Origin of the sequence: Campylobacter sp. RM9333, from assembly GCF_020137705.1 — a bacterium.
GTDB lineage: Bacteria > Campylobacterota > Campylobacteria > Campylobacterales > Campylobacteraceae > Campylobacter_E.
In genome coordinates this window covers 1-13,346 of the sequence record NZ_JACGAY010000024.1, presented here as the reverse complement: position 1 = coordinate 13,346, position 13,346 = coordinate 1, and the positions used below count along the sequence as shown (strand labels likewise).

Here is a 13,346-nt window from a genome sequence, read left to right as displayed (position 1 = left end):
AAATGATGCAATTATTTTAGAACAAAGAAAAATGGAATTAAAAAATATGAAAAAGGCTTTATTTTTAGATAGAGATGGAGTAATTAATAAGGATTTTTCTTATGTTTATGAATTAGAAAAATTAGTATTTATGCCTAATATTTTTGAGATAGTTAAATTCTTTCAAGATAAAGATTATTTGATTTTTGTAATTACAAATCAAAGTGGAGTAGGGCGTGGGTATTTTACAAAAGAGCAAATGGATATTTTTAATGAAGCAATTTTAAATGAGTTTAAAAATCATAAAATTAATATAAGTAAAATTTATTCTTGTTTGCATATACCTAGTGATAATTGTGAATGTAGAAAACCAAAAGCTGGTCTTATTTTACAAGCAGCTAAAGAATTTAATTTAGATTTATTTAATTCAATTTTTATAGGCGATAAAGTAAGTGATATGCAAGCGGCTATAAATGCAAATATCAATAATCGTTATTTGTTTAATGAAGATTTAAAAGAATTTGAATATTGTAAAAAAGTGAATAATTTATTAGATATAAAAAAGGACTATGAATGAAAAATATTAAAGCTTTAGTAATTGGAGATTTAATACACGATATTTATGTTTTCGCAAATTGCACTAGAATTAGTCCAGAAGCACCAGTTCCAGTAATCACTCCTAAAAGTGAGAAAAAAGTCTTAGGTGGTATGGCAAATGTTGCTAATAATCTTGCAAAATTAGGTGCAAATGTTAGTATTTTAAGTGTTATTGGAGATGATGATAGTGCTAAATTTATTGAAAGTGAATTGCAAAAACAAAATATAACTTGCCATATAATTAAGCAAAAAGATAGAAAAACTTCTACAAAAACTCGTATTTTTGGCTCAAATCAACAAATTGTTAGAATAGATATAGAAAGCACAGAGCAAATTAGCGATAAATTAGCTGATGAATTATTTGATAAAATACGCAATGATAAATATGATGTAATTATTTTTAGTGATTACGATAAAGGAGTTGTTAGTCCTTATTTAGCACAAAAAATAATTAAATTTGCAAAAGATAGTAATACTTTAAGCCTAGCAGACCCTAAGAAAGATTTTTATAAGTTTAAAGGCATAGATTTAATAACACCTAATTACAAAGAAGCTTGTGAATTTTTAGGTAATTTTAATGAATATGATGATGGTATATTATTAAAATCATTAGAAAAATTACAAAAAGAATTGGATTTAAAAATACCATTAATTACTTTAGGTAGCAATGGAATTGCTGCTGTTTATGATAACAAATTAAATCGCCATTATGCTTTAGCTAAAGAAGTTTTTGATGTAACCGGTGCTGGAGATAGCGTGATTTCATCATTATCATTTTTCTTAGCAAATGATTTTAATATTAGTAAAAGTATAGATTTAGCTAATAAAGCTGCTGCTATTGTTGTAGGTAAGATAGGGGCTGTTAGCGTAGGGCTTGATGAGATTATAAATTTTGATAATGAATTTTATAAATTTAAAAATATAGATGAGATTAAACAACTTAGTAAAGGTAAAAAAATAGTTTTTACCAATGGCTGTTTTGATATTTTGCATTACGGGCATCTTAGTTATTTAAGAGCAGCTAAGGAGTTAGGAGATATTTTAGTTGTTGGTTTAAATTCTGATGAAAGTATTAAGAGATTAAAAGGTGAAAATAGACCAATTAATAATATAATGACTAGAAAAGCTATGATGTGTGCTTTAGAATTTGTAGATTATGTTTGTGAATTTAGTGAAGATACGCCAATTAATTTAATTAAAACTTTAGAGCCTGATATATTGGTAAAAGGTGCTGATTATGAAGGAAAAGAAGTTGTTGGCTCATCATATGCAAAAGAAGTAAAATTAATAGAATTTAAAACAGGATATTCAACCACAAATATTATAGAAAAAATAAAGGAGTTATATGTTAAATAAATTAAAAAATGAGTTAAACGAGCACAAAAAAGCTTATGATAATATTAATGAAGAGTATTTAAAAGATATTATTCAAGTAGCTGATATTATAAAAAAAGCTTTGGAAAATGGTAAAAAATTATTGATTTTTGGCAATGGTGGTAGTGCTGCAGATGCTCAACATTTTGCAGCCGAACTTAGTGGAAGATATAAATGTGAGCGTAATGGTCTTAGTGCTATTGCACTTAGCACAGATACTTCAGCACTAACTGCAATCGGTAATGATTATGGCTATGAATATGTGTTTAGTAGGCAAGTAAATGCTATTGCTAAAAGTGAAGATATAGTGTTTGGTATAAGCACTAGCGGGACTAGTAAAAATGTTATTTTAGCACTTGAAGAAGCTAGAAAAATTGGTTGCAAATGCGTTTTATTGGCTAGTGAAAAATTAGAAAATAGTCCGTATTTTGCCCTAAAAGCACCTAGTAAGGATACGCCAAGAATACAAGAAATTCATATTTTCACAATACATTGTATTTGTGAAATACTAGATAATTATTTTAAAGATAAATAAGGTTTGAGCTTAAAGCTCAAACTAAATTATGATTTTTAGCTAGCCTTAATGCTTTTATAAATTCTTTTAATTGTTTAATATTTCCTATGCTAATTCTATTTAATAAAGGATAATTATCTATAGGTCTTCCAACTATTATCCCGCATTCTTTCATAAAATCAGCATATTTTGTGCTTTTAATTTCGTGTAAAATAAAGTTAGCATGAGATTTAAAATATTTTATATTTAAAGTTTCAAATTCATTTTTTAATAAAGCTTTATTATTGTTAATAATGTTTCTTGTAGTTTTTGCAAAGTCATTTTGTTTTAGGGCAAAAATCGCACACTCTAAAGCAAAAGCATTAATAGCATCAGGACTAAAAAAATCTTTTAAAATCGTTATTAATTTATTATGAGCTATCCCATATCCAACTCTTAAACCTGCTAATGAATACATTTTAGAAAATGTTCTAATATGTAAAATATTTGGATTTTTTGCAAATTCTAAACTATAAAAATCATCAGCAAATTCACAATAAGCCTCATCTAAAAGCATATATACATTATCTTTACAAATTGAGTTTAATTCATTTAAATCTTTTTTGCTTAGCATTAGGCCTGTTGGATTGTTTGGATTTACAAGATAGATTATATTTATTTTATTTGGGATTATTTTTATTTTATTTATATCAAAATTAAACTCGCTATCTAAGTAAAACCCATCAATACTATAGCCTATATTTTTAGCATAATAAAGTGTTAAGTCAAAAGTAGGTAATGGTGATATTAAATGAACATTGGAATTTGAATATTTATAAAATGCTAAAAGGCTCATATAAATAACATTACTTGAGCCATTACCTAGAACAAAATTATCACTTTTTAAATTATAAAAATTAGCTAATTCATCTAATAATTTATAATTTTTATCAAAAGAATACTTATTAAATTCAATACTATTAATTATTTCTTTAATATCTAAAGTATTACAAGTATTTTCGTTTTTGCTTAAATCAATCATATATTTTTAAATAGATTTTCAAGATTTGCTTTTGCTTCTTCTGAGCTTATATGATTTTCTGCTTCAGTACCAACTTCAATTAATTCAATATTAAGTCCTGTTAGCATATTGCATAACCTAATATTAATTCCTTGCTTACCTATAGCTTTACTTTTTTGATCGTGATTTATTACAACCTTAGCTATGTCATTATCAATTGTAACTGAATTAATAATTGCAGGTGCTAAAGCACGAGAAACTACAATAGCTTGTTCGTTAGAATACTCTATACAATCTATATTTTCGTCATTTAATTCTTTACTAATAGCATTAATTCTAACACCTTTTGTTCCAACGCTAGCACCTACAGCGTCAATATTGATTGAGTTAGCTTTTAATAACACTTTAGCTCTTTCGCCAGGAATTCTAGCGCAATTAATAATTTCTATAGCTCCATCTTTAATCTCTGGAACTTCAAGCATTAAAAGTGCATTTAAAAATTTAGGAGAAGTTCTTGAAATTTCAACTTTTAAGCCTAGTTTTTTATCAACACTAACTTTTCTAATAACAGCTTTTAATACATCACCAACTTTAAATTTTTCGCCTTTTATACGATTTTTTCTAGGTAATACTGCTCTAATTTCATCAAATTCTATGAAAGTATTTTCATCATTATCAACAAATACTACCGTTCCAAAAATTAATCTATCAACCATACTTTGGTATTTTTCAAATAATTTTTCTTCTACAAGTCTTTGCACATTATATTCTAATTCTTTATAAAGCCAATTTATTGCAGTTCTATCAAGATTTGCAAAAGATATTTCATATTTTAAAGTATCTCCGATTTCTACTTCACTTGATTCTAATTTTGCTTTATCAAGGCTAATATATTTACTCTCATTATTAGCTAATTCATCATTATTTGCAACAACTACTAGATTTTGATATACACAAAGAGTTTTTTTAACATCTACACTAAATTCTTTATCATCACCAAAAAGTCTTTTAGCAGTATTTGTAATAGCTTTTACTACACGCTCACTTACTTCTTCTATTGGCAATGATTTCTCATTCGCAATTGATTCTATTATATCTACTATTCTTTCCAAGATTTTACCTTTAATTGAAGTTTGAAGACTATTATTATATAAAAAATAACTTTTAATAAGTTTAATGAAAGAACTTTTTGTTATTATTTTATTTTTTTAATTTAAAAAAGGATATGAGATGAAATTTAAATTAGCAAAACAAACTTTAAATTCAAAACCAAAAGAAGTTACTATTGAAGAAGTTATAAAAATACTTGAAGAAAAAAAGGTTATATTTTTAGACCATTCAAATTCTAGTGAAGATATTACAAAATTAGTTGAAAAATTAAATAATTTTAAGGTATATGTAAATACGGTTAAATATGGTTTAGTAGAAGATGAATTTATTTATGAGGTACATATACTTTGAGTAAAAAATTATATATAGAAACTTTAGGCTGTGCAATGAATGTTCGCGATAGTGAGCGTATGATTGCAGAGCTTACCACTAAAGAAGGTTATGAAGTAACTACAGATAAAAAAGAAGCTGATTTAATATTAATAAATACTTGTAGTGTGCGTGAAAAACCAGTCCATAAGCTTTTTAGTGAAGTAGGTGGTTTTTTAAAAGAGAAAAAAGAAGGAGCAAAAATAGGCGTTTGTGGTTGCACGGCTTCACATTTAGGTAGCGAGATTTTTAAGCGTGCTCCACAAGTTGATTTTGTGTTAGGTGCAAGAAATATTAGCCGTATAACAGAAGCAATTAAAACTCCAAAATTTATAAGTAATGATATAAATTACGATGAAAGCGATTTTGCTTTTGCTGATTTTAGAAATAGTATTTATAAAAGCTATGTAAATATTATGATAGGTTGCGATAAGCATTGTGCTTATTGTATCGTCCCACACACTCGTGGTGATGAGCTAAGCATTCCAAAAAATATTATTTTAAATGAAGTAAAAAAAGCCGTTAGCAACGGAGCTAGTGAAGTATTTTTGCTAGGACAAAATGTAAATAATTATGGTAAAAGATTTTCAAGTAACCATCCTAAAATGGATTTTTCAGATCTTTTAAATGAGATTAGCGAGGTTGATGGGCTTGAAAGGATTAGATTTACTAGCCCACACCCACTTCATATGGATGATAAGTTTTTAGAAACTTTTGCAAAAAATCCTAAAATTTGTAAAAGTATGCATATGCCTTTACAAAGTGGTAGCACAAGTATTTTAAAAGCTATGAAGCGTGGTTATACTAGAGAATGGTTTATAAATAGGGCTTTAAAATTAAGAGAATTAGTTCCAAGTGCTAGTATATCAACAGATATTATCGTGGCATTTCCTGGTGAGAGCGATGAAGATTTTGAATTAACACTTGATGTAATGAGAAAAATTAGATTTGAGCAAATTTTTTCATTTAAGTATTCTAAAAGACCACTAACACCTGCAGCAACAATGCCAAATCAAATTCCTGAAAATATAGCAAGTGCAAGGCTAACTAAATTACAAAGTTTATACAATGAAATTTTAGATGAGATTAGTGCAGCACAATTAAATAAAACTTATAAAGTATATTTTGAAGAATTAAGAGAAAATCAAACTATAGCAGGAAGAAGTGATAATAATTTCTTAATAGTTGTAAATGGTAGCGAAGAATTGCTTGGAAAAATGGTTGATGTAAAGATTACAAAGACTTCTAGGACAACCCTTTATGGCGAAATACAAAGTTAAAATTTTAGCTTTTATAATATTTATACTTTTAAATATTATTTATTTAACTTGTAAAAAAAGATTTTATGGAGAAAAAACTTTACCTAAAGAGCCTTGCATAGTACTTTTTTGGCATGGAAAACTTACTATGATGGCTTTTATTTTTGCTTATATGAAGAAAAATGGTTATAAAAAAAAGCCTTATGTATTAATAAGTAATCACAAAGATGGAGAATTAATTGCTAGTGTTATGAAATACTTTAATATAAATGCTGTTAGGGGTAGCACTTATGATTCTCCAGTTAAAGCATTGCTTGAAATTAAAAGTCTTTTAGGGCAAGGTCATGATGTATATATTACTCCTGATGGACCTAGAGGACCTTATCATAGTATTTCAGCAGGCTCTTATAAAATAGCTTTAAAATATAAAATTCCTACGATTATTTTTGATAATGCTGCAAGTAAATTTTATAGGGCTAAAAGTTGGGATAAGATGATTTTAGCTAAGCCATTTTCTACAATTGCTTATATTATTTCAAAACCTATATTATTAGATGAAGCAAACTCTGTTAATTTAATAAATAAGGAATTTAATAAACTAGAGCTTAAATTAAATGAAGAAGGTTTTTATGTTTAATATAAGAAAATACCTATCAACTATTTTTATTAATTTAGTAATTAAGGATAAAAGTTGTAGTATAGAAGCTTATTCTGTTAAAAATGAAAAAATTATTAAAATTCATCAAAGAACTTTTATTGAAGAAGATAAAAATAAATTACTAAAATATATAAAAACCTTAATTGATAATCATTATTTTACTTATGTTTCACTTTTATTTACTAGTATCGGTCAAGGAATGGTGCCGACAATCAATAAAACAGATTTGCAAAAATTTGGTGTTGATAGCAGTGCTGTTAGTTTAAAAATCTTTGATAACTCGTTTTTGTATGCGGCAAAAACTGAATTAATTAATGCTGATATTGTTTTTGATGAATTGCAAGTGGATTTAATTTATTCTCCTTTTAGCATATTGTTTAAACTAATTCAAGATAAAAAAACAGATGGTTTTGTATTTGATGGCATAAGTTTATTTGTGTTAAAATACGGAGAATTCATTACTTTAATGATTTATGATGGTAAAAAATTTAAATTTGGTAGTTATTTTGAGCTTAAAATCAACAAAGATAATGAAGAAGACCATCAATCTTTAGAATTAGAAGAAGAAATTGAATTAGATAGCAATAACGATACATTAGAAGAACTTGATTTTGATGAATTTGATAATGTAAAGGTTGATGATAATTTTGATTTAGGAGCTGATTTAAATTCTGATTTGAATGAAAATTTACAATCATTTAGCTTGGATATGCAAATATTTGAATATATAAATAGTGCGATTAAAGAATTTTATAATAACAATATTTATGATAGTGATTTTATTAATAATATTATTATATTTGAACACGAAAAAAGTTCTAAAGCTATGCATTCTTATATTGAAAGTGAATTATTAATAAAGCCTATTGTATATACAATTGATATATTTAAGGAAATGTTAAAATTAAGCAGTAATGATTTAGGAGCAAAAATTGATATATAGTCTTAAAAATGCTGAACAAAAACCTATATTAAATAAATTTAATAAATTATGCTTTTATTTTTTAATCTTCATTATTTTTGTAATTATATTTTTTGCTGTATTTATAAAAATAAAACAAGAATTAGCATATAGCGACGCACAACAAGCCAAAGAAAATAGTGATAAAATGATAGAATTAATAGGAAAAAATAGGAATGAAATTATTTTAAATAAAGAATATATAGCTTTAGTAAGTGATATACAAGCTTCTAATATAAATTTAAAAAAGAGTATAAAAAATTTATTTGACTTAGTTCCTGATAGTATAGTTTTAAATGAAGTTCTAATGGAGCAAAAAAGCTTATTGATTAAAGGAATTACTCCAACAAAAGAAATTTATAATAATTTATTGCAAACACCGCTTCAAAGTATTTTTGAAACATCAAAAACTAATTTTATACAATTAAATTCTGGTTGGTATAACTTTGTAAGCATTAACACTATTGAAAATTCTGAGGGTTTTAATGAATAAAGATAATAGTATGAGTAAAATTGATATAGTAAAGTTGCTATTATGGTTGAGTATATTTTTGATTACTATTTTTACTCTTAGTGCTTTGCTTATAATTCCAAGTGTAAATAAATTAAAAGTTGCAAATGAAGTTTTAAGCTCTTCAAATTCAAAATTTCAGCAAAATAAAGCAAAAAATGAAAGTATTGAAAGACAATTAAATGATTATTTATCAGAGAATAAAACCAATTTAGCAAAAATTCATAATGAATTTGATATTGAAAAATTTAAAAATCATTGCAAGACTTTTTTTGATGAAGTGAATTTAGATAAGAATTTAGATTTTAGCGAAGATTATGTAAGCTATCAGTTATCAGTAAGCACAAAAATAACAAGTCCAACTATTTTTTATGATTTCATAGATTCTTTAGATAATTTTCCAAATATTTTACGAGTTCATTTCCCAATAGTTTTAAAATCTGATAAGAATTTGATAAAAGCACAATTTAACATTCAAGTATATAAAAGATAAGCCTACAAAAGTAGGCTAAGAATTATTTATGCAATTCGTTTGCATAGAATTTAACAGAATTAAAGCCTTCTTTTAAAGCCCATTCGTAAGCACTTGATACGAATTCCCAATTAATATGCTTATAAAAACCTTCAAGGTAAGCTGCTCTTGCATTTCTGTGGTCAATATAATAAGCGTGTTCCCAAACATCAACAACTAATAAAGGAATTAATTTATCAGTAATTGGAGTTGCTGCATTGCTTGTTTTTACTAATTCAAGTTTTTTACTTGTAGTATTATATACAAGCCAAAACCATCCACTACCAAATAAGCCTGTAGCACCTTTTATAAATTCATCTTTAAAGTTTGAACAGGTTCCAAAAGCTTCATTAATTGCTTTTTCTAATTCAGCACTCATTTTACTTTCTTTTGGACTAATGCAGTCAAAATAAAAATCGTGATTATAAACTTGTGCAGCATTGTTAAAAATACCTTCTTTAGAAGTTAAGATAATATCAACTAAATCTTTTTTTTCAAATTCTGTTCCAGCAATCAAATTGTTAAGATTATTAACATAAGTTTGATGGTGTTTACCATAGTGATAATTGAAAGTTTCTTCAGTTAAAAAGCCTGAAAACGCATTTGTCGCATAATTTAATGTTCTTAATTTAAACATCTTTTCTCCTTAATTTTAAAATTTGTATTAAAAATATATCAAAAAAAAGATAATATTTATCTTATTTAAAATCCTTTTTTATTTGTAAAAAATATATTTATTAAAGAAAATTAAAATTATTATCAAATTAAGAAAAAATTAATAAATAATTCATATAATAATCAATATCAAATTAATTTAAAAAAAAGGATATGTTATGAAGTTAAGTAAAATTACATTAGCTAGTATTTTTGTTGCAAGTTCTGCATTTGCTCATCAATTTTTTCCAATGAAAACAGATGATGGTTATAAGGTTGGATTTTGGGCTGATGATCACTGGGGTCAATTTCAAAGCGATAGAATATTTGGTGTAAGTGCAAAAGATTCTAAGGGTAAAAAGCTTAAAGCTGGATATGATTATTTAAATAATAAAATCTTTATAGAAGGTAATCCATCAGTAGCTAGTGTAAATTATGATTTTGGTTATTATACTTTTACAAAAGATGGCAAACATTATTCTCAAGCTAGAAATGAAATTACCGACATTACAGGTGCAAATGAAGTTACCCAAACTAGAAAAATATTTAAAATGGGTAAAAGTATATTCGCTTGGGACGAAGCATCAAGTAAGCCTTTAGGATTAAAGTTTGAAATAATTCCATTAGAAAATCCACTAGACAAAAAAGTAGGTGATAAATTAAAAGTTCAAGTATTGTTAGATGGAAAACCTATTAGTGGGGTTGAATTTGAAGACCAAAATGATGATATAGATGATATTACAACCGATGAAAAAGGTATTGCAACTTTAACTCTTAGCAAACCTCAAGATGGCTTGCAAATTATTGCAGCTGGTATAAAATTGCCTTATAATCTTGATAGATACGGAGATACTTTACAGCTTACTGCTACTTTAAGTTTTAAATCTAAATAATATTTTTAATCCCTAATTGTTAGGGATTAAAAGAAATATTTTAAAATACCTTTATTAAATTTAAAGGTTTTTAAAATGAAGACAAAAGTGTTTTTTGCTATATTAATAGCTGCTTTTGGCATTTGGTATTATTATTACAACGAAGGTAGTTATACAAAAACAGATGGTTTTGAATTAACTTATATAGATAATAGTATTATTAAAAATTATAATTCAAATATATTGTTAAATTTTTGTAATACTAGTAATTCATCTTGCAATCAATTTCAGCCAATTTTAAAATCAGTTTATAATGAACTAGGTAATTTGAATGTAAAAATTTTAAATATTGATATTTTTGACAATCCTGAATTATTGAATAAATTCCCAATTTCTTTAATACCGATACAATTTTTTTATACAAAAGATGGGGTAAATTTCAAACCAAAATCAGAAATTGGAAAGAAATTTAAAGAAGTTAATTTCAATGATGAAACTTTTTATTATCACTTAGGTATTTTAACGCAAGAAGAGATAATGTTGATTTTTGAAGAAATGCAAAACTATTAAAGTTGGTCTAGTTTTATTAGTGCATCTTCCACAATTTCTCCAATAGGTGGGGTAATATCAATATTTATTACTAAATCTTCATTGTGTGGAAATTCTAATGTTGAAAATTGAGAATCAATCATATTTTCTTTCATATAATGACCGCTTCTTTTACTCATTCTTTGCATTATTAATTCTTTTGAGCCGTGTAAATGAATGAAGATAATTTTACCAGATTGTCTTATTTTATCTCTATATTGTTTTTTTAATGCAGAACAAGCTATGACACAAGAGCGATTTCTTCTTGAAATTGAGTAAAATACATCAGCAATTCTTTCAAGCCAAGGTTCTCTATCTAAATCATTTAATGGAACCCCACTTTGCATTTTTTCTATATTTGCTCTTGGGTGTAAATCATCTCCATCTATAAAGCTAGCTCCTAAACTATTTGCAATCATAGCTCCAACCGTACTTTTGCCACAGCCACACACTCCCATTACAACAATATTATAATGTTTCATTAATTATCCTTTTTTATAAAAATCTTGCTATTTTTAACCTATTTTTCTTAATATTACATAAATTCAAATAAAAGGAGAAATAATGCAAGAGCTTAGTGCTTCTTACTTATTATGTGTTGCCGCAGTTGCGGTTGTTTTATTATTATTTATGATTATGAAATTAAAAATTCACGCTTTCATATCATTAATAATAATAAGTTTTTTAACTTCTTTAGCAGCCAATACGCCGCTTGATAAAATTTTAGGAGTAATGCTTGGTGGTTTTGGTTCAACTTTAGCAAGTGTTGCTTTATTAGTTGGTATTGGTGCTATGATAGGTAAAATTTTAGAAGTTTCTGGTGGAGCTCAAGTTTTAGCTGATACCTTAATTAAGTTTTTTGGGGTGCAAAGAGCTCCATTTGCACTAGGTTTAGCTTCATTGATTTTTGCTTTCCCTATATTTTTTGATGCAGGGTTAATTGTAATGTTGCCTGTTATATTAAGCGTAGCTCATAAATTAAAAGGTTCTGTTTTAACTTATGCACTTCCTTCAGTTGGTGCGTTTTCTGTAATGCATGTTTTCTTACCACCACACCCAGGTCCAGTTGCAGCAGCAGCTACAATAGACGCTAATGTTGGTTGGGTTTTAATATTAGGACTTATTATTGGTCTTCCTACTTGGTATTTTAGCTCTTATTTATTTGGGCTTTATTCTGGTAAAAAAATGTATTTTAAAGCACCAGATTTATTTGAAGATGAAAAAATAGAAATTAAACATAAACCTAAATTCTTAACCGTAATATTTATATTATTAACCCCTGTAGTATTGATTTTTATAAGTGCAATTATCTCATCTATGCAAAAATTAGAAATAATCGCAAAAAATGATATATGTTTTAATGTTTTAAATCTAATAGGTCAAACTCCAATCGCTCTTATGATTACTTTAATAATTTGTATTATTGTTTTTAATAAAAGTTTAGGTGCTAAAAATCTTGAAAAATATTGTGAAAAAGCACTTCCTGCAATTTGTTCTGTAGTGCTTGTAACTGGTGCAGGTGGTATGTTTGGCGGTGTTTTAAGAGCTAGTGGAATAGGTGATGCGTTGGCTGGAACTTTAGCTAATTTAGGCGTTCCTGTTATTTTAGCTGGTTTTATAATAGCAGCAATTATTAGAATTGCTCAAGGTTCAGCTACCGTTGCACTTACTACAACAGCTGGTTTAATGGCACCGATTATTGCAGCAAATACATCAATTGCAGAATTTGATAAAGTTGCTATCGTTTTAGCAATAGCTTGTGGTAGTGTTGTTTGCTCTCATTTTAATGATTCTGGATTTTGGCTTGTAAAAGGCTTATTTGGTTTAGATGAAAAAACAACTCTTAAAACTTGGACTATATTAGAAACTTTAATAGGTGTTATAGGTTTTGTATTAATACTTATAATTTTAGCTTTATTTAATCTTGTATTTTAGTGTTTTTACTTTGGAATTTAAAATTATATTTTAAATTCCATTTTTAAAAAAATATTATTTTTTGTGTTAGTTCATATTATTATAATAACTTTATATATAGCCTTATAATATTATTCCATTTACTTAATTCTTAAATTATTTTATTATAATTTTACCTAACTTATAAAATTAAGTTTTATTTAAATTTTAAGGAGAATTTATGGAAAAGTTATCTCGTAGAAGCTTTTTAAAAGGTGCAGCAGGAGTAGCAGCTAGTGCGTCAAGTTTAGGTGCTGTTGATTTTATTGGTGAAAACGCTATTCCTAAAATAGATGAAAGCTTAATTAGTGCTTCACATTTTGGAGCTTATCATCCTATTATTAGAAGTAGCAAAGTTGAAGGATTTAAAGCTTTTAATGGGGATTTTAAACCAACAACTCTTATGAATGGTGTAGTAAATAGAGTATATTCACAA

Annotated in this window: 17 protein-coding genes; 13 read left to right on the top strand and 4 right to left on the bottom strand. The window is 26.5% G+C overall.

Annotation, left to right across the window (positions count from 1 at the left end):
- The first annotated feature begins 46 nt into the window (after positions 1–46).
- The 3 genes from AVBRAN9333_RS08015 to AVBRAN9333_RS08005 are packed head-to-tail and all read left to right on the top strand — an operon-like array spanning position 47 to position 2,485.
- A complete protein-coding gene (locus AVBRAN9333_RS08015; RefSeq protein WP_442862235.1) occupies positions 47–556 on the top strand; it encodes a D-glycero-alpha-D-manno-heptose-1,7-bisphosphate 7-phosphatase in 510 nt (169 codons plus the stop codon).
- The gene (gene rfaE2, locus AVBRAN9333_RS08010) at positions 553–1,932 is read left to right on the top strand and encodes a D-glycero-beta-D-manno-heptose 1-phosphate adenylyltransferase (protein WP_214150610.1); all 1,380 of its coding nucleotides are present in this window, start codon (positions 553–555) and stop codon (positions 1,930–1,932) included. Before AVBRAN9333_RS08015 ends, rfaE2 begins: the two co-directional genes overlap by 4 nt.
- Entirely contained in the window at positions 1,922–2,485 is a 564-nt protein-coding gene (locus AVBRAN9333_RS08005) for a D-sedoheptulose-7-phosphate isomerase (protein ID WP_214118550.1), read from the top strand. The genes rfaE2 and AVBRAN9333_RS08005 overlap by 11 nt, the downstream gene beginning before the upstream one ends.
- Before the next feature lie 16 nt (positions 2,486–2,501).
- On the opposite strand, the gene AVBRAN9333_RS08000 is transcribed toward AVBRAN9333_RS08005, so the two are convergent.
- Positions 2,502–3,485, bottom strand: coding sequence for a pyridoxal phosphate-dependent aminotransferase (locus AVBRAN9333_RS08000; protein ID WP_336609774.1), 984 nt, complete (start codon positions 3,483–3,485; stop codon positions 2,502–2,504).
- Positions 3,482–4,576, bottom strand: a complete 1,095-nt coding sequence (gene nusA, locus AVBRAN9333_RS07995; protein WP_336609773.1) for a transcription termination factor NusA — start codon at positions 4,574–4,576, stop codon at positions 3,482–3,484. The genes AVBRAN9333_RS08000 and nusA overlap by 4 nt, the downstream gene beginning before the upstream one ends.
- A 118-nt stretch (positions 4,577–4,694) precedes the next feature.
- Here nusA and AVBRAN9333_RS07990 point away from each other — a divergent pair, with 118 nt between their 5' ends.
- From AVBRAN9333_RS07990 to AVBRAN9333_RS07965, 6 genes are read left to right on the top strand one after another with little or no spacing between them, the layout of a single operon-like run.
- Positions 4,695–4,925 (top strand): HP0268 family nuclease, encoded by a 231-nt coding sequence (locus AVBRAN9333_RS07990; protein WP_214118556.1) that lies wholly within the window; start codon positions 4,695–4,697, stop codon positions 4,923–4,925.
- Positions 4,922–6,223 (top strand): tRNA (N6-isopentenyl adenosine(37)-C2)-methylthiotransferase MiaB, encoded by a 1,302-nt coding sequence (gene miaB / locus AVBRAN9333_RS07985; protein ID WP_214120363.1) that lies wholly within the window; start codon positions 4,922–4,924, stop codon positions 6,221–6,223. The genes AVBRAN9333_RS07990 and miaB overlap by 4 nt, the downstream gene beginning before the upstream one ends.
- Positions 6,204–6,839, top strand: coding sequence for a lysophospholipid acyltransferase family protein (locus AVBRAN9333_RS07980; protein ID WP_336609772.1), 636 nt, complete (start codon positions 6,204–6,206; stop codon positions 6,837–6,839). The genes miaB and AVBRAN9333_RS07980 overlap by 20 nt, the downstream gene beginning before the upstream one ends.
- Positions 6,832–7,803, top strand: coding sequence for a hypothetical protein (locus AVBRAN9333_RS07975; protein ID WP_336609771.1), 972 nt, complete (start codon positions 6,832–6,834; stop codon positions 7,801–7,803). The genes AVBRAN9333_RS07980 and AVBRAN9333_RS07975 overlap by 8 nt, the downstream gene beginning before the upstream one ends.
- Positions 7,793–8,314 (top strand): hypothetical protein, encoded by a 522-nt coding sequence (locus AVBRAN9333_RS07970; protein WP_214118563.1) that lies wholly within the window; start codon positions 7,793–7,795, stop codon positions 8,312–8,314. Before AVBRAN9333_RS07975 ends, AVBRAN9333_RS07970 begins: the two co-directional genes overlap by 11 nt.
- Positions 8,307–8,825 (top strand): hypothetical protein, encoded by a 519-nt coding sequence (locus tag AVBRAN9333_RS07965; RefSeq protein ID WP_214118565.1) that lies wholly within the window; start codon positions 8,307–8,309, stop codon positions 8,823–8,825. Before AVBRAN9333_RS07970 ends, AVBRAN9333_RS07965 begins: the two co-directional genes overlap by 8 nt.
- 22 nt (positions 8,826–8,847) lie before the next feature.
- On the opposite strand, the gene AVBRAN9333_RS07960 is transcribed toward AVBRAN9333_RS07965, so the two are convergent.
- Positions 8,848–9,480: a superoxide dismutase gene (locus AVBRAN9333_RS07960; protein ID WP_214118567.1), complete on the bottom strand. Its 633-nt coding sequence runs from the start codon at positions 9,478–9,480 to the stop codon at positions 8,848–8,850.
- 196 nt (positions 9,481–9,676) lie between these two features.
- On the opposite strand from AVBRAN9333_RS07960, the gene AVBRAN9333_RS07955 reads away from it, so the two are divergent.
- On the top strand, positions 9,677–10,390 hold the full coding sequence (locus tag AVBRAN9333_RS07955) for a DUF4198 domain-containing protein (protein WP_214120361.1): 714 nt from the start codon (positions 9,677–9,679) through the stop codon (positions 10,388–10,390).
- A gap of 75 nt (positions 10,391–10,465) precedes the next feature.
- A complete protein-coding gene (locus tag AVBRAN9333_RS07950) occupies positions 10,466–10,939 on the top strand; it encodes a thioredoxin family protein (RefSeq protein ID WP_214118571.1) in 474 nt (157 codons plus the stop codon).
- Here AVBRAN9333_RS07950 and AVBRAN9333_RS07945 read toward each other — a convergent pair.
- A complete protein-coding gene (locus AVBRAN9333_RS07945) occupies positions 10,936–11,439 on the bottom strand; it encodes a gluconokinase (protein ID WP_214118573.1) in 504 nt (167 codons plus the stop codon). The genes AVBRAN9333_RS07950 and AVBRAN9333_RS07945 overlap by 4 nt on opposite strands.
- A gap of 82 nt (positions 11,440–11,521) precedes the next feature.
- Between AVBRAN9333_RS07945 and AVBRAN9333_RS07940 the strand changes: the two genes are divergently transcribed.
- On the top strand, positions 11,522–12,892 hold the full coding sequence (locus AVBRAN9333_RS07940) for a GntP family permease (protein ID WP_336609770.1): 1,371 nt from the start codon (positions 11,522–11,524) through the stop codon (positions 12,890–12,892).
- A 199-nt stretch (positions 12,893–13,091) separates the two neighbouring features.
- The coding region (locus AVBRAN9333_RS07935; RefSeq protein ID WP_336609769.1) for a twin-arginine translocation signal domain-containing protein at positions 13,092–13,346 on the top strand (255 nt) is incomplete at its 3' end.